Annotated in this window: 14 protein-coding genes; 6 read left to right on the top strand and 8 right to left on the bottom strand. The window is 72.7% G+C overall.

What is annotated here, in order from left to right; all coding sequences use genetic code 11:
* Nucleotides 1-37: 37 nt before the first annotated feature.
* Both IEY20_RS00620 and IEY20_RS00625 read right to left on the bottom strand, forming a co-directional pair.
* Nucleotides 38-1,120, bottom strand: coding sequence for an NADH:flavin oxidoreductase/NADH oxidase (locus IEY20_RS00620; protein WP_022902607.1), 1,083 nt, complete (start codon nucleotides 1,118-1,120; stop codon nucleotides 38-40).
* The gene (locus tag IEY20_RS00625) at nucleotides 1,117-1,755 is read right to left on the bottom strand and encodes an HAD family hydrolase (RefSeq protein ID WP_175329071.1); all 639 of its coding nucleotides are present in this window, start codon (nucleotides 1,753-1,755) and stop codon (nucleotides 1,117-1,119) included. Before IEY20_RS00625 ends, IEY20_RS00620 begins: the two co-directional genes overlap by 4 nt.
* Nucleotides 1,756-1,779: 24 nt before the next feature.
* Here IEY20_RS00625 and IEY20_RS00630 point away from each other — a divergent pair, with 24 nt between their 5' ends.
* The 5 genes from IEY20_RS00630 to IEY20_RS00650 all read left to right on the top strand — a co-directional run bounded on the left by IEY20_RS00630 (nucleotide 1,780) and on the right by IEY20_RS00650 (nucleotide 6,343).
* Nucleotides 1,780-2,637: an ADP-dependent NAD(P)H-hydrate dehydratase gene (locus tag IEY20_RS00630; RefSeq protein WP_175329072.1), complete on the top strand. Its 858-nt coding sequence runs from the start codon at nucleotides 1,780-1,782 to the stop codon at nucleotides 2,635-2,637.
* A gap of 242 nt (nucleotides 2,638-2,879) precedes the next feature.
* Nucleotides 2,880-4,169 (top strand): glycosyltransferase 87 family protein, encoded by a 1,290-nt coding sequence (locus IEY20_RS00635; RefSeq protein WP_175329073.1) that lies wholly within the window; start codon nucleotides 2,880-2,882, stop codon nucleotides 4,167-4,169.
* A complete protein-coding gene (locus IEY20_RS00640) occupies nucleotides 4,166-4,474 on the top strand; it encodes a thiamine-binding protein (protein WP_175329074.1) in 309 nt (102 codons plus the stop codon). Before IEY20_RS00635 ends, IEY20_RS00640 begins: the two co-directional genes overlap by 4 nt.
* 155 nt (nucleotides 4,475-4,629) lie before the next feature.
* On the top strand, nucleotides 4,630-4,809 hold the full coding sequence (locus IEY20_RS00645) for a hypothetical protein (RefSeq protein ID WP_148286059.1): 180 nt from the start codon (nucleotides 4,630-4,632) through the stop codon (nucleotides 4,807-4,809).
* A gap of 268 nt (nucleotides 4,810-5,077) precedes the next feature.
* Nucleotides 5,078-6,343 carry an MFS transporter gene (locus IEY20_RS00650; RefSeq protein WP_175329075.1) on the top strand — a complete coding sequence of 422 codons (1,266 nt, stop codon included), beginning with the start codon at nucleotides 5,078-5,080 and terminating at the stop codon, nucleotides 6,341-6,343.
* 230 nt (nucleotides 6,344-6,573) lie between these two features.
* Here IEY20_RS00650 and IEY20_RS00655 read toward each other — a convergent pair whose 3' ends face one another.
* The 6 genes from IEY20_RS00655 to IEY20_RS00680 all read right to left on the bottom strand — a co-directional run bounded on the left by IEY20_RS00655 (nucleotide 6,574) and on the right by IEY20_RS00680 (nucleotide 14,328).
* Nucleotides 6,574-7,245 (bottom strand): response regulator, encoded by a 672-nt coding sequence (locus IEY20_RS00655; RefSeq protein ID WP_175329076.1) that lies wholly within the window; start codon nucleotides 7,243-7,245, stop codon nucleotides 6,574-6,576.
* 110 nt (nucleotides 7,246-7,355) lie between these two features.
* The gene (locus tag IEY20_RS00660) at nucleotides 7,356-8,678 is read right to left on the bottom strand and encodes an MHYT domain-containing protein (RefSeq protein WP_175329077.1); all 1,323 of its coding nucleotides are present in this window, start codon (nucleotides 8,676-8,678) and stop codon (nucleotides 7,356-7,358) included.
* A gap of 19 nt (nucleotides 8,679-8,697) precedes the next feature.
* Nucleotides 8,698-9,855: a sensor histidine kinase gene (locus IEY20_RS00665; RefSeq protein WP_188888838.1), complete on the bottom strand. Its 1,158-nt coding sequence runs from the start codon at nucleotides 9,853-9,855 to the stop codon at nucleotides 8,698-8,700.
* 181 nt (nucleotides 9,856-10,036) lie between these two features.
* Entirely contained in the window at nucleotides 10,037-11,236 is a 1,200-nt protein-coding gene (metX, locus tag IEY20_RS00670) for a homoserine O-acetyltransferase MetX (protein WP_188888840.1), read from the bottom strand.
* A gap of 385 nt (nucleotides 11,237-11,621) precedes the next feature.
* Nucleotides 11,622-12,950, bottom strand: coding sequence for a bifunctional o-acetylhomoserine/o-acetylserine sulfhydrylase (locus IEY20_RS00675; protein ID WP_175329080.1), 1,329 nt, complete (start codon nucleotides 12,948-12,950; stop codon nucleotides 11,622-11,624).
* 292 nt (nucleotides 12,951-13,242) lie between these two features.
* Nucleotides 13,243-14,328, bottom strand: a complete 1,086-nt coding sequence (locus IEY20_RS00680) for an acyltransferase family protein (protein WP_188888842.1) — start codon at nucleotides 14,326-14,328, stop codon at nucleotides 13,243-13,245.
* Between the two features lie 92 nt (nucleotides 14,329-14,420).
* On the opposite strand from IEY20_RS00680, the gene IEY20_RS00685 reads away from it, so the two are divergent.
* A complete protein-coding gene (locus IEY20_RS00685) occupies nucleotides 14,421-15,197 on the top strand; it encodes an SDR family oxidoreductase (RefSeq protein ID WP_175329082.1) in 777 nt (258 codons plus the stop codon).
* Nucleotides 15,198-15,288 lie beyond the last annotated feature (91 nt).

Consider the following 15,288-nt stretch of genomic DNA (forward strand, 5'->3'; position numbering starts at 1 on the left):
ATGTAATGTACAACATCCCGAGCTGCCCCTCGTCGTCCTAGGCGGTCACCCGTGCTCGGTGGTACTGCTGCGGCTCGTAGTCGACGTGCACGCCGAGCTCGACCGCCACGCGCAGCGGGAACGACGGGTCGCGGAGGAACTCCCGCCCGACCATCACGACGTCGGCCTGCCCGGTCGCGACGATCTGCTCGGCCTGGAACCCCTCGGAGATCATCCCGACGGCGATCGTGCCGATGCCCGCGTCACGCTTGACGGCCGCGGCGAACGGCACCTGGTAGCCGGGGCCGACCGGGATCGGGGCGCTCGCGACGTTGCCGCCGGTCGACACGTCCGCGAGGTCGGCACCGTGCTCGGCCGCCCACCGCGCGACCTGCGTGGTCTCCTCGAGCGTCAGGCCGCCGTCGACCCAGTCGGTCGCGGAGAACCGGACCACCACGGGGAAGCCGTCGCCGACCTCGGCGCGGATCGCGTCGAGCACCTCGAGCAGGGCGCGGGCACGGTTCTCGAGCGAGCCGCCGTACTGGTCCTCGCGGTGGTTCGACAGCGGGGACAGGAACTGGTGCAGGAGGTAGCCGTGCGCCGCGTGCACCTCGACGAGGTCGAAGCCGGCCTCGATCGCGCGGCGTGCCGATGCGGCGAAGGACAGGGCGAGCACCCGGACGTCCTCCGCGGCGAGCTCCCGCGGGACCGCGTAGCCGTCGAACGCCTCGGGCGAGGGCGCGACGGTCTGCCAGCCGCCGTCCTCGACCGGCACCGAGCCGCGCGTGGACTCCCACGGGCGGAACGTCGACGCCTTCCGGCCGGCGTGGGCGAGCTGCACGCCGGCGGCGGCTCCCTGCGAGTGGATGAAGTCGACGATCGGACGGAACGCGTCACGCTGCTCGTCGTTCCAGAGCCCGAGGTCCTGCGGGCTGATCCGGCCCTCCGGCACGACCCCGGTCGCCTCGACCACGACCGCACCCGCGCCGCCCTTCGCGAACGACCCGAGGTGCACGAGGTGCCAGGGAGTCGGCACGCCGTCCTGCGCCTCGACCGAGTACTGGCACATCGGCGACACCCAGATGCGGTTGCGGACGGTGAGGTCGCGGATGGTGATGGGCTCGAACAGGGCGTGCGTCACGCGGGTGCTCCTTCGGGGGTCGTCGTCGCCAGGTCCTGCAGGAAGGTCCGCAGCCCGGCGGCGGACGTGTAGTGGTGGCCGACCGCCCCGATCGCTTCCGCACCGGCGGCGTTCTCGGCCCTGTTGTCGACGAACACCATCTGCGCGGGCGTGATTCCCAGGTGTGCGCACGTGTCTCGGTAGATGGATGCGTGGGGCTTCAGCACGTGCTCCTCGGCGCTCACGACGACCGTCTCGAAGAGCGATCCCATGGGCGATCGGCGGTACGGGTCGCCGAAGTCGAAGCCGGCGTTCGACAGGAGTGCGAGCCGGGTGCCGGCGTCGTGCAGCTCCTCCACGAGCGCGAGGGTCTCCGGCTCGACCTCGAACCAGCCGGTGAAGTCGATCGCCCAGAACCGGTGCACGTCCGTGACGCTCCAGCGTCGCCCGACCCGGTCGCCGATCGCCCGCCAGTAGGCCAGCACGGAGAGGTCGCCACGGTCGAGGTCGTGCCGGAGCTCCTGGTACACCGGGAACAGCTCCTCGCCCGGCACACCGGTCGCAGCGACGAGGGCGTCCCGGGACGCGTGCGGCGTCCGGCTGATCACCTCCCCGTAGTCGAAGACCACCACGCGACCGGGGAGGAACAGGCTCATGCGCCCCACCGTACTGTGGGCACGATGAGCGAGCCCGTGCCCTTCCGACCGTCCGACGCCGCCCGCTGGCTGACCGTGCCGCACGGCGAGTCGACGAAGTACCGCCGCGGCGTGCTCGGCGTCGCGACGGGCTCCGACCGGTACCCGGGCGCGGCCGTCCTCGGCGTCGACGCGGCCGTGCACACCGGGGTCGGCATGGTCCGCTACGTCGGTCCGACGCGCGCCACCGACCACGTGCTGACCCGTCGACCGGAGTCCGTGTCCGGCGTCGGACGCGTCCAGGCGTGGCTCGTCGGGTCGGGCATCTCCGCCCCGTCCCTCGACGACCTCGACGACGCGACCGCCGACGCCTTCCGACACGCCTCCGACGACGGCGTCCCGGTCGTCGTCGACGCCGGTGCGATCCCGCTCGTCGACCTGGGCCCGCTCGCGGTGCTCACGCCGCACGCGGGCGAAGCCGCCTCCCTCCTCGGCGAGTCCCGCGAGGAGGTCGAGGCCGACCCGGCCGCCGCCGCGCTCCGTGCCGCACGGCAGACCGGCAGCGTCGTGCTCCTCAAGGGGGAGCGCACCCACGTGGTCACCCCGGACGGCGGCGTCGCGCTCGTCGCGTCCTCGGCGACCCCCTGGCTCGCGACCGCCGGCGCCGGCGACGCGCTCGGCGGCGTGCTCGGTGCGCTCGTCGCGGGCCGCCAGGGCGCCGTCGAGGCGGCGGGCAGCGCGCTGACGCCGTCGGACCTCGCACACCTCGCCGCCACGGCCGCGGTCGTGCACGGGCTCGCGGCGCGCCGCGCCTCCCGTGGTGGGCCCTTCCCGATCACGGCGCTCGTGGAGCAGCTGCCCGGCGTCGTCCGCGACCTCGCGGTCGACGGCGACGCGGCCTGACCACCGCCCGGCAGGACCTCGGCCGCCGTGTGGCGACGGTGTCGTCGTCGCACGACAGCGGTGCGGTCGTCGCGCGTCGGTCGCGAGGTGACCATCGGCCGTCCCGCATCGGTCGTGACGTCACCACGTGACGGCCGGGAGGCTCGTGGCGGGCCCGCCTCGTGCCTCCAGGCCGGCTGTCGGGTCGCGGCCGGCGACGCGCTCCCCGGTGCTCCATGGGTGCGGGTGGGTACGCTCGTCCGGTGCAGCGAAGAGCCTGGGTCGAGCCCGTCCTGTTCGGAGCGGCCTTCGTCGCCGTGCACGCCGCGCTGTGGTGGCTGACCACGGTGTCAGCCAACCTCCCGCTCGGCGACGTGACCATCACCTACCGACGGTGGATCGAGACGGGGCAGCAGTCGCACTTCTGGGTCGGCGTCGACGAGGCCTGGGTGTACCCGATCCTCGCGATCGTGCCGATGGCGGCCGCGGCGCTCGGCGGCGTCGCCGCGATCGGGACCGGCTGGCTCGTCCTCGTGGTGCTCCTCGACGCCGCGGCGTGCCTGCTGCTCTGGCGGCACCGCACCTGGGTCGGTGCGGCACGGGTCCGTGTCGTCTGGTGGTGGCTCGTCTTCCTGCTCGCCCTCGGCCCGATCGCGCTCGGCCGGATCGACAGCATCGCGACCGTGCTCGCGCTCGCCGGGGTCGCGTTCGTCGCCACCCGTCCGGCGGTCGCGTCCGTGCTGTTCACCGCCGCCGCGTGGACCAAGGTGTGGCCGGCCGCGCTCGTGGGCGTCCTGGCGCTCCTGCGGCGCGGACGTCGGCGGGGCGTGGTCGTCGGTGCGCTCGTGACCACGGCGCTCATCGTGCTCGTGGACGTGCTCTACGGCGGTGCACCCTACCTGTTCTCGTTCATCGGGGAGCAGGGCGGTCGGGCGCTCCAGATCGAGTCGCCCCTCGCGACCCCGTTCCTGTGGGCTGCCGCCGCCCACGTGCCGGGGGCCGCCGTCTACTACGACCGCGAGATCCTGACCTTCGAGGTGTCCGGCGCCGGCACCCACGCGGCGGCGGCGGTGTCGACGCCCCTCATGGCCCTGGTGGTGCTCGCCGGGGTCGTGCTGGCGCTCCGGGCGGTCCGGCGGGGTGCCTCCCGGACCCAGGCCGCGCCGCTGCTCGCACTCGTGCTCGTCGCCGCGCTCGTCGCGACGAACAAGGTCGGGTCTCCGCAGTACATCGGCTGGTTCGCCGTGCCGGTCGTGTGGGGGCTCGTCGCGGGCCGGCCGAGCGCGAGGCGGTTCCTGCCGCTGGCCCTGCTGGCGCTCCCGATGGCCTTCTTGACGCAGCTCGTCTACCCGGGCTACTACGACCAGGTCCTGACGGTGCAGCCGTGGATCCTCGTGGTGCTGACGCTCCGGAACGTGCTCGAGGTCGTCGTGCTGGTGTGGGGCGTGGTCGAGCTCGTGCGGCTCGGGGCGCGGGGGCGGGCGCGGGGGTCGCTGGCGTCCGCTGCTCCGTCGTCGCGTTCCCGGCTCGAGCCGGGCAGGATGGACGCATGATCGTCGCGTTCTCCGTCGCACCGTCCGGTGGTCCCGCCGCAACCGAGGACGGGTCCGTGCACGGCGCCGTCGCCGCCGCCGTGCGGGTCGTCCGCGAGAGCGGCCTGCCGAACCGCACCTCGTCGATGTTCACGGAGCTCGAGGGGGAGTGGGACGAGGTGATGGACGTCGTGAAGCGTGCGACCGAGGCCGTCGCACCGTTCGGCACGCGGGTGTCGCTCGTGCTCAAGGCCGACATCCGGCCCGGGCACGCGGGGGAGATCGACGGCAAGGTGGAGCGGCTCGAGGCGGCGCTGGACCGCTGAGCGTGCGCGAGCTCGCGCTGGTCGCGGGTGGGTGTGCTGATCGACCGCTCTGCGCGCCGACGACACGCCGCACGCCTCCCGCGGATGTCGGTGGTCAGGTGTCTCCTGTCGGTGACGGACGCGACAGGCGTCCGCACGACGACGAGGAGCTGCTCATGATGCACGACGGCTGGTGCCCCGACTGCGACCTGCGTTCGGTCGTCATCGACGTGGACGACGCCGGCGAGCACGCCTGGGCGACCTGCTCCGAGTGCGGTGCGGGCTGGGTCCACCGGGACGAGCTGCCCGAGTCCGCGGCTGCCGCCCCGAGCACCACGGAGCGCCGCGCGGCCTGACCCACCGGCTGGCCCGTCGAGGTCGCCCGAGGGCGCCGGGTGTCGGTCGAATCGATTCGGCCTGTCGTCTTCCGTCCGGCCGTTGGAGCGTTCTACACTGCTGGGAGCGGGTCGGCCCGGCCGTCCCGTCACCCGTTCGACGCCGAACCGGGACGCCCTCCGAGTGCTGGTGCCCACCCGTCGACGGCGAGCCGGTCGGCAGGGAACGCGCGACACCTCGAGCGCGTGACGCCCCGCTCGACCCACCTCCCGTCCGAGAACAGGCACCATGACCAACCTCACGCCTGCGCGCCGCACTGCCGCGCTCGTCGCCCTCGCCCTCGGTGGGTTCGCGATCGGTTCGACCGAGTTCGTCGCGATGGGGCTCCTGCCGAACATCGCGGCGGCGCTCCTGCCGGGCCAGTACGCGGCGGACCCGGACGCCGGTGTCGCCCACGCGGGCTGGATCGTCAGCGCCTACGCACTCGGGGTCGTCGTCGGCGCGCCCACGATCGCGGCGATGTCCGCCAAGTTCCCGCGCAAGGGACTCGTCCTCGTGCTGCTCGTCGGCTTCGTCCTGGCCACCGTCGCGAGCGCGGTCCTGCCGACGTTCGGTCTCGTGCTCGTCGCGCGGTTCGTCGCCGGACTCCCGCACGGGGCCTACTTCGGCATCGCGTCGATCGTCGCCGGGGACATGATGGGCCCCGGCAAGCGCGGCAAGGGCATCGCGATGGTGATGCTCGGCCTGTCCGTCGCGAACGTCGTCGGTGTCCCGGCGATCACCTGGGTCGGCCAGGTCGCGGGCTGGCGCACCGCGTACGGCGTCGTCGCGGCGCTGTTCGGGGCGACGTTCCTCGCCGTGGCGGCCTTCGTGCCCCGGTCGCCCCGGGACGAGCACGCCACCATCGGTCGGGAGCTCCGCGCGTTCCGGAAGCCGCAGCTCTGGATCGTGATGGGCCTCGGGGCGATCGGCTTCGGCGGCTTCTTCGCGGTGTACTCGTACATCTCGCCGCTGGTCCAGCACGTGACCGGGCTCAGCGAGTCCGCGGTCCCGCTCGTGCTCGTCGTCGTGGGGCTGGGCATGGTGGTCGGTGGTGTCGTCGGCGGACACCTGGCCGACCACAGCGTGAAGCGGACGATCTACGTCGGCCTGCTGGCGCTCGTGGGTGCACTGCTCCTCACCGTGCTGACCGCGCAGTGGACGGTCGGCATGGTCGCCGGCGCGTTCCTGCTGGGCGCCACGTCGTCCGCGATCCCGCCGGCCGTGCAGTCGCGGCTCATGGACGTCGCCGGTGACGCGCGCACGATCGCCGCGGCGCTCAACCACTCGGCGTTCAACATCGGCAACTCGCTCGGCGCGGCGCTCGGTGGCGCGGTGATCGCTGCCGGGTTCGGCTTCCTCGCCCCGGCGTGGCTCGGTATCGTGCTCGCGCTGCTCGGCGTCGGTGTCACGGCGATCAGCTACGGCGTGGAGCGTCGGTCGGGCGCTCGTGCCGCGCTCCGCTCCTCGCACCCGTCCACCGGGCCGATCACCGCGCCGGTGCCCACCGTCTGACGCCGGCGCGACGGACGCCGCGGCGCCGCCGTCGCCGTCGGCGCGCCGCGGTCGTCGGCGTCCGCTGTCGGCGCGGTCGTCGGCGTCCGCTGTCGGCGCGCTTCGCGCTCGCACAACCGAAGTCACCCCGAACCACGCGGTTGCGCGGTGCTGGGTGACTTCGGTTGTGCGACGGTGCGAACGCGTCGCACCGAGCGGGCTGCCGCCTGAGCGGGCTGCGACCCGGGCGACTACAGCCCGAGCGGGCTGCCGTCCTGCACGATGATGCCGTCGGTGATCGCCCGCTTCCGCAGCGCCACCTTGGTGCCGACGTCGAAGCCGGCGACACGGTACTTCTCACGGATGCGCTTGAGGTAGCTCTTCGCAGTCTCCTCGGAGATGCCGAGCTGGTACGCGACGCTCTTCACCGGCTCGCCGCCGCCGTAGAGGGCCATGACGCGGCGCTCCTGGGCGCTGAGCTTCGGCACGCCGCCGACGTCGCCGGAGTTGATGGCCAGGTCGAGCTCGGCGGAGACGTACTGCTCGCCGCGCTGGGCCGACCGGATCGCCTCGACGATCATCTCGGCGTCCTCGCTCTTCACGAGGTAGCCGAGCGCGCCGGCCGCCAGCGCCTCGCGGACGACGTTGGGCTCGGAGTACGTGCTCATCACGACGGTCTTCACCCCGGCGGTCTTGAGCGTCGAGATCTTCAGCGAGACCGGGATCGAGTCCTTGAGGTCGAGGTCGAGCAGCACCACGTCGACCGGGAACGCGGGACTGGTGAGCAGTTCCGGCCAGGTCGTGACCGCGGCGACGAGCGTGATGTCGTCCGCGGCGCTGCGGATCCACTCGGTCAGTGCGCCGAGGAGCATCTTGTGGTCGTCGACGAGCGCGAGTCGGATCGGTTCCTCTGGAGTCGCCATCTGGCGTCCTTTCTCGGGGGCTGTGCCGATCCTAGGGGGACCGAACGCACGGTACGGGCAGGCTGGTCAGGGTGTCCGCTGGTTTCGGGTCCCAGCCGGGTCCGCACCGGCTACATCGTCGGGTGGCGGTTGACGACGCAGTGCGACACGATGCGGAGCGAGCCGTCTTGCACGGCCTCCGTGAACGGGCCGATGCGCTGCAGCGCGCTCCAGGTGGCCGGGCCGAGTCGGCGTCGGCTGACGCTGCTGGACTCGATGACGATCGGGACGTCCATCGTCTCGTCCGTGACGGGGTGCCCGTCCGAGCCGACCGGGCCGAGCGTGACGGAGACGACGGGCTGGCCGGGCTGTGCGGTGCGCCCGTCGCCGGCCATCTGCCACAGGGCCTGCAGGAGGCCGTCGCGCTGCGCCGGGGAGAGGTGCCCGGCGAGCGAGGCCGGGTCGGCGACGCTCACGGCCCGCCCGAGGTGGTCGGACTCGGTGATCGCGTGGTAGAGCCAGGTCTCGCGGCGGCCTTCGATGAGGTGCAGGCGCAGTTCGGTCGCGAGCGAGGCCGCGACCGAGGCGGAGGCGTCGGACAGCGGCAGCGGGTCGGACCCGTTCGCGACGGCGTCGAGGAGCTTCTCGGCCGCGAGGTCGAGCCGGGCGAGCTCGTCCGACGCGAGCATGCCCAGGGCGAACTGCGGCGCCTGGACGTTGCTCTGCACGAGGACGCGGTCGAGCTCCCGCTGCACGAGCTGTCGGAACCGCTGGACCACGAAGAGCGCGATCGACGGCGGCACGACGACGAAGGCCACGAGCGACACCATGCCCGGCAGCGTGTCCGGCGTGACCGGGCTCGACACGAGGCACATGACGACGAACGCGGCGCCGAGCACGACGATCGCGACCGCGACCTCCCGCGCCGGGCGGAGCGACGCGATCGGGAGGAGGGCGAACCCCGCGGCGACCGATGCGGTGGCGAGGTGGGCGATGTCGTGGTCGGGCCAGATGCCGATGAAGTCGAGCGTGACCACGCACGCGAGCACTACGCCGATGAGGGCGAACGCGACGCCGGTGAGTCGTTCGCCGTAGGTGAGGAGGCTCAGCCCCACCCCGAGCGCCGCGACGACGTACAGGCCCCACGCCGCCGCCGGGAGCCACGGGTCGGTGTACTCCGGCCAGCGCACGAGGAAGAACACGATGCCGGCGACCGCCTCGATCGCGGTGAGGACCGCCGCACCCGCGCCGAGGTAGCCCGCGCCGAGGCTCGCACCCGGCTTCGCCGCCTGCCGGAGGGAACGGGCACCGGTGGACGTCGACGGGAGGCCGCGCGCCTGCCGACGCTCGCTGCCCCGGTACCGCTCACGGGCCTCCCGGCGGGTCCGCGGAGCGGGCTGCACGGTCTCGCCGGGCAGTCCGCGGCTGATGGTGTCCTCGGGGACGCGGCTCACGGTGCTGCCTCCTGCTGCCTCATCGGGGGGCCTCCAGGACCACGGTCGTGCCGGACCCCGGCGCGGAGAAGAGCTTCGCGTCGCCGCCGACCTCGCGGAGACGGTTGACGACGCTCTCCTTGAAGCCGAGCCGTTCGGCGCTGACGTTGGTGAGGTCGAAGCCGACTCCGGAGTCGGTGACCATCGCGCGCACCATCTCGTTGTCGTGCACGATCGTGACGTGGGCCTCGCCGACGCCGGCGTGGCGACGGACGTTCTCGAGGCACTCGCCGAGGGCGAGCAGGAAGGCGTCGAGCACGTTCGACGGCAGGAGGACCTGGCCGGTGCCGTGCCAGCTCACCTCGAGGCCCATCCGCCCGAAGCGCTGCTTCACGGACTCGAGGGTCTGTCCGAGGGGCGACTCTTCCTCGCGGGTGAGGGAGTAGTCGCCGGACTGCTGCGGCTGCGGGGTCGCTCCGAGGCGGAGGTGGCGGAGCAGCCGGGCGTCCTCGGCCGCCTGCTCACGCATGGCCTGCTCGGAGACGCCGACGCCGGAGTGGGCGAGGAGCGTCAGCGTCGCCAGCACGGTGTCGTGCAGGAGCCGGGCGCCCTGGCGGCGCTGTGCCTCGGTCTCGCTCGCCTGGCGTTCGGCACGGTGGGCGGTGCCGATGCTGTAGATCCGTCGCGCCACGCGGGGGATGCTCCGGGAGATCCAGACGGTCACGACCGCGATGAGCACCCAGCCGAGCAGCGCACCGCCCACGGGCGCGGAGAAGAACGAGCCGGTCGCCCAGATCATCGCGACCACCACGGCGGCACCGGCGACGATCGTCAGCCCGAGGCCGACCGGGTGACCGCGCTGCGCCATGAGGGGTGCCGAGATGCCGCCGGCCGCGAGCGGGAGGACCGCGCTCGCGATCACCGGCCGGACCGTGTCGTCGACGCCGAGGAGCAGGATCGCGAGGGCTCCGAGGCCGCCCGCGAGGACGACGGCGGTCCACCAGACGGAGCCGGTCGACCCGAAGACGACGAAGCCGACGATCATCGCGGCGATGCACGCGAGGGCCCCGACGAGCAGCCCGAGGGGGACGGCGAGGGAGGACAGCACGGCGACGACACTGATCACGACGCACACGATGCCGACGACACGGGTGGTCGACCGGAGCAGTCGGTCGCGTTCCTGTGCGATCAGATCCATCGATGTCCTGTGCGGTCGAGCTGGTGAAGTCGAGACTCGGTCAGGCCGAGCACCACGCCATCATTCCACGCACGGCACCCGTTGGGGGGTGTTCGGCGCGCCATGCCACGCCGGATGGGGTCGAATCGTGATCGCAGGTGCGATGGGAACGGCTGGCAGCGGCCGCGTGCCCGCAGCCGCCTCATCCGAACAGCCGTCGGAGGTGCGCCCCGACCGCTTCGTGCTCGATGAGGAAGCCGTCGTGCCCGAACTCGCTCTCGATGACCGCTGCCCGGTCGCCGTCGACGGTGTCCGGGATGCCCGCGGCGATGCGGTGCTGGTCCTCGACCGGGAACAGGCGGTCGCTCGACACCCCGACGACGAGCGTCCGTGCCGAGACCTGCGCGAGCGCCGCGTCGACACCGCCCCGCCCCGCCCCGACGTCGTGCGAGTCCATCGCGTGCGTCAACGTCACGTACGAGCTCGCGTCGAACCGCCGGGTGAACTTGTTGCCGTGGAAGTCGAGGTAGCTCTCCACCGAGAACCGGCCGTCGTCGCCGAGCGGGGACACGTCGCTCTGCCACGAGCGCGCGAACCGACCGTTCAGCTCGTCGGATGCGCGGTAGGTCAGCATCGCCATGCGTCGGGCGAGCGCGAGGCCGCGGTGCGGGCCCTCGCCGGGGCCGGCGTCGTGGTAGTCGCCGCCGGCGAACCCGGGGTCCATCTGGATCACCGCGCGCTGCAGCGAGTTGGCGGCGATCTGGTCGGCGGTGGTCTGCGCCGTCGAGGCCAGCACGGCCAACCGCGCGACCCGGTCCGGGTGGGTGATCGCGAACTCGAGGGCGTGCATCCCGCCCATCGACCCGCCGACGACGCCCGCGAAGCGCTCGATGCCGAGTCGGTCGGCCAGCCGCGCCTGCACTGCGACCTGGTCGCGCACGGTGACGAACGGGAAGCGCGAGCCCCACTCGACCCCGTCCGGCGCGACCGAGGACGGCCCGGTCGTGCCCTGGCAGCTGCCGAGCATGTTCGGCACGACGACGAACCAACGGTCCGTGTCGATCGCCCGCCCGGGACCCACGACGTCGCCCCACCAGCCGGCGGTGCGGTGTCCGGGGCCGGCGCTCCCGGCGACGTGCGAGTCACCGGTCAGTGCGTGGAACACGAGCACGGCGTTGTCCCGCTCGGGGGAGAGCGTGCCCCAGGTCTCGTAGGCGACCCGGACCGCGGGCAGTCGTCCCCCGCGGACCCAGTGCTCTCCCGTGTTCTCGAAGCGACGGTTCCCGGGGTGGTCGCCTGGACGCCAGGCGCCGGTGACGGGTGGCTTGCCGAGGGTGCCGAGTTCGGCGCCGGGCACGAGGGAGGACGGCACGGAGTCCTCGGGGGTCGTCTGCCAGTCCATCGTCCGACCAGTCTGCCGGGAGGCGCGGGTCGCCGCCGCCGTGTTACGTCACCCCGGGCGTGTGGTCGCGGTGGTCGCGCGCGTTCCGGGGTGCGGCCCGCGGCGGTGCGGGCGCGGCCGGCGGCGGTGCGGGTTCTGGTCTACGGGTGGCGCGGCGTCCGGTGTCCCGTTTGCGGGTGGCGCGGCGTCCGGTGTGCGGTCGTTTGCGGCGCCGGACGCTGTTGTGCGACATCGCCGTCGTCGTGCGACGACGGCGATGTCGTCGCCCCGCGCGCGCAATCGTTGCGTGCGCAACGAACGACGCCGCCGCTGTCGTTCGACAGCGGCGGCGTCGTTCCGCAGCGGCCGCGGCGGGCTCACGGCGCGGCCCCGCCCGGACCCGGCGCTAGGCGCGCAAGCGCTCCGACTCCGCCCGGGCCGCGGCGAGCCCGGCCTCGAGGTCGGCCCGGAGGTCCTCGATGTTCTCGATCCCGACCGACAGGCGGACGAGCCCCGGCGTGACCCCGGTCGTCAGCTGCTGCTCGGGCGTGAGCTGCGAGTGCGTGGTCGACGCCGGGTGGATCACGAGCGAGCGCACGTCACCGATGTTGGCCAGGTGCGAGAACAGCTGCAGGTTGTCGACGAACGCCTTGCCCGCGTCCACGCCGCCCTTCAGCTCGAACGACAGCACGGCCCCGACGCCCTTCGGCGCGTACTTCGTCGCCGCGGCGTACCAGGGGGAGGTGGGCAGGCCCGCGTACGAGACCGAGGCCACGTCCGGGTGCCGGTCGAGCCACTCGGCGATCTCCTGCGCGTTCGACACGTGCCGCTCGATCCGCAGGCTCAGCGTCTCGATGCCCTGGAGGAGCGCGAACGCCGTGTCCGGCGAGTTCGACGCCCCCAGGTCGCGCAGCAGCTGCACCCGCGCCTTGATGATGTACGCCAGCTGGTCGCCGACCGCCTGCGAGAACACCGCGCCGTGGTAGGAGGGGTCCGGCGTGCTGAACTCGGGGAACTTCTCGGGGTGCTCCGACCAGGCGAACGTCCCGCCGTCGACGATGACCCCGCCGATGACGGTGCCGTGGCCGCCGAGGAACTTCGTGGCCGAGTGCACGACGACGTCGGCGCCGTGCTCGAACGGACGGATGAGGTACGGCGTCGCGATCGTGTTGTCGACGATGAGCGGGACGCCGGCGTCGTGCGCGACCCCGGCGACCGTCGCGATGTCGAGGACGTTGATCTTCGGGTTGCCGATGGTCTCCGCGAAGAACAGCTTCGTGTTCGGCCGGACCGCGCGACGCCACTCCTCGGGGTCGTCCTGGTCCTCGACGAAGGTCGTCTCGATGCCGAGCTTCGCCAGCGTGTACTTGAAGAGGTTGTACGTGCCGCCGTAGATCGACGACGACGACACGATGTGGTCACCCGCACCCGCGATGTTGAGCACCGCGTACGTCTCGGCCGCCTGCCCCGACGACACCAGCAGCGCGCCGGACCCGCCCTCGAGCGCGGCGATCCGCTGCTCCACGACGTCGTTCGTCGGGTTCATGATCCGGGAGTAGATGTTGCCCGGCTGTGCCAGCGCGAACAGGTCGCGGGCGTGGTCCGAGTTCTCGAACACGTACGAGGTCGTCTTGTAGATCGGCGTCGCGCGGGCACCCGTGGTCGGGTCCGGCTGTGCGCCGGCGTGGACCTGGGTCGTCTCGAACCGCCAGGCGGCGGCGTCGTTCGTGCTCATCGGTGCTCCTGTCGGGTGCGGTGGTCGGGACGGGCGGCGCACCGGCCGGGAGGCCCGGGCAACGCTGCGTCGCACGTCACGGTACGCAGGTGGCCGGGCGGGCACCAGCGTGCCCGCCTCACGACGTAACGGACGTGGCGGCGGCGAGCCGCGCCTCCAGGCCGGGTGGCGGCGGCGAGGCAGCGCGCCGCGACCCTCGGTGCGAGGTTCCACGCACGGTGGCACCCCGCGGACCCCGCACCGAGTGCGGAACCTCGCACCGTGCACGGGCGGGCTCGCACCGTGCGATCGTCTACGCGACGGGTTCCTTCCGGAACAACCAGTCCACCTTCGGCTCCAGCAGCCACCGCATCCCGCGACGGACGAACGGCTGCGCCAGGAAGAGGCTGACGGCGCATGCGACCACGACCATGAGGAGCACGTAGGGCCACGCCGAGTGCTCCCCGGCGAGGACGCCGGACTCGCGGATCGGGTAGAGGACGAACGTGTGGAGCAGGTACACGTACATCGTCGCCGCGCCGAACCGGGTGATCCAGACGCGACGCCGCGGGACGAGCAGCAGGAACGACGCCGTGAGCACCGCCGCGAGGAGCATCAGGCCCAGGCGGACCGCCCCGGCCCACCAGGCGTCCTCCCCGAGACCCGAGTACGAGTCGTCGTAGAAGAACCAGTGGTGCAGGTCGAACTCCTTGAACTGCGGGATCCAGACCGCACACGACACCGCCCACGCCGCGAACACCGCCGCCGCGACGATCCGCACCCGGACCACGGTCCGTCGGGGAGCGTCGTACCAGCGGTCGAACACCCCCCACTGCTTCACCGGCCAGCCGACGAGGAAGAACGGCAGCAGGCTGATCGCGCGGGACAGCGACAGCGTCGAGTCCACGTTGTCGAAGTACCCCACACCGATGCTGAACACCACGGCCCAGAACAGCGGCCATCGCAGCTGCGCCAGGTACGGCAGGATCAGCCGGAAGATCCCGAGCGCGAGCAGGAACCAGAGCGTCCACGTGGGCTGCGTCGGGTTGAACTGCTTGCCGCCCTCGACGACGGCCTGCACCACCGTCCAGATCGTCTGCATGATGATGTACGGCACGACGATGTCCGTGATCGTCCGCTTCATCCGGTCCGCGGTGGGCGTCGCCGCCGAGGAGAAGTAGCCGCTGATCACGCCGAACGCCGGCATGTGGAACGCGTAGATGAACGTGTAGAGCGCCAACGCGTGCTCGCTCGCACCCGTCTGCCGCTGGATCGCGTGGCCGATGACGACGAGCGTGACCGCGAGGAAGCGTGCGGTGTCCCACATCGGGATGCGCTGCACCGACCGTCCGGGCTCCAGGCCCTGCGTCGGGGCCACGGGAGCGGCTTCTCTCGTCATGGCCCGCCACGCTACCGGCTGACGGGGCGCCGTGATCGGTACGGTTGTCTCCCACACCCGTGTCCCACACCCAGGCGTTCGGAGGAACACCCATGGCATCTCGTCGCGCAGTCGTCACCGGAGCCAGCTCGGGCATCGGGGCCGCGACCGTCCGGCTCTTCCGCTCCCGCGGGTGGGACGTCCTGGCCGTCGCCCGACGCGAGGCGAAGCTGCAGGCGCTCGCCGCGGAGACCGGCGCGACCTACCTCGTCGTCGACGTCACGGACCCGGCCGACGTCGCGGCGCTCGCCGCACGCGTGGCGGAGACCGGCGCACTCGACGTCCTCGTGAACAACGCCGGCGGAGCGCTCGGGTCCGCCTCGGTCGAGGAGTCCGACGTCGACGACTGGCGTGCGATGTTCGAGGTGAACGTCATCGGCACCAAGCAGGTGATCGCCGCGCTGCTGCCCGCGCTCCGGTCGACCGCCGGCACCGCGGGGCACGCCGACGTCGTGACCGTGACGTCGACGGCGGGCCACGTCGCCTACGAGAACGGCGGCGGGTACAACGCCGCGAAGTTCGCCGAGCACGCGCTCGTGGGCGCGCTCCGCCTCGAGCTGAACGGGGAGCCGATCCGTGTCGTCGAGATCGCCCCCGGCCTCGTGAAGACCGACGAGTTCGCGTTGACCCGGTTCCGTGGCGACGAGGCGAAAGCGGCCGCGGTGTACGACGACGTGCCCGAACCGCTCGTCGCGGAGGACGTGGCCGAGGCGATCGTGCACGCGGTCGAGCTCCCGGGGCACGTGAACCTCGACCTCGTGACCGTCCGGCCGGTCGCGCAGTCGGCGCAGCACAAGCTGGCCCGGGGCGAGCTCCGGCCGCGGGGGTAGCGGGTCGGGGGTCGGGCCTCGGGTCACGGGGGTGCTGCTGGTGGGCACGCGCCCGGGGTCGGGCCTCGGGTCGCGGGGGTGCTGCTGGTGG

The organism is Curtobacterium luteum (assembly GCF_014646995.1).
Lineage (GTDB): Bacteria > Actinomycetota > Actinomycetes > Actinomycetales > Microbacteriaceae > Curtobacterium > Curtobacterium luteum.

Excerpts from the sequence above, each read along its gene's own strand:
- IEY20_RS00625 (WP_175329071.1), bottom strand. The coding sequence starts at position 1,755 with ATGAGCCTGTTCCTCCCCGGTCGCGTGGTGGTCTTCGACTACGGGGAG.
- IEY20_RS00630 (WP_175329072.1), top strand. The coding sequence starts at position 1,780 with ATGAGCGAGCCCGTGCCCTTCCGACCGTCCGACGCCGCCCGCTGGCTG.
- IEY20_RS00640 (WP_175329074.1), top strand. The coding sequence starts at position 4,166 with ATGATCGTCGCGTTCTCCGTCGCACCGTCCGGTGGTCCCGCCGCAACC.
- IEY20_RS00645 (WP_148286059.1), top strand. The coding sequence starts at position 4,630 with ATGATGCACGACGGCTGGTGCCCCGACTGCGACCTGCGTTCGGTCGTC.
- IEY20_RS00650 (WP_175329075.1), top strand. The coding sequence starts at position 5,078 with ATGACCAACCTCACGCCTGCGCGCCGCACTGCCGCGCTCGTCGCCCTC.
- IEY20_RS00655 (WP_175329076.1), bottom strand. The coding sequence starts at position 7,245 with ATGGCGACTCCAGAGGAACCGATCCGACTCGCGCTCGTCGACGACCAC.
- IEY20_RS00665 (WP_188888838.1), bottom strand. The coding sequence starts at position 9,855 with ATGGATCTGATCGCACAGGAACGCGACCGACTGCTCCGGTCGACCACC.
- metX (WP_188888840.1), bottom strand. The coding sequence starts at position 11,236 with ATGGACTGGCAGACGACCCCCGAGGACTCCGTGCCGTCCTCCCTCGTG.
- IEY20_RS00675 (WP_175329080.1), bottom strand. The coding sequence starts at position 12,950 with ATGAGCACGAACGACGCCGCCGCCTGGCGGTTCGAGACGACCCAGGTC.
- IEY20_RS00680 (WP_188888842.1), bottom strand. The coding sequence starts at position 14,328 with ATGACGAGAGAAGCCGCTCCCGTGGCCCCGACGCAGGGCCTGGAGCCC.
- IEY20_RS00685 (WP_175329082.1), top strand. The coding sequence starts at position 14,421 with ATGGCATCTCGTCGCGCAGTCGTCACCGGAGCCAGCTCGGGCATCGGG.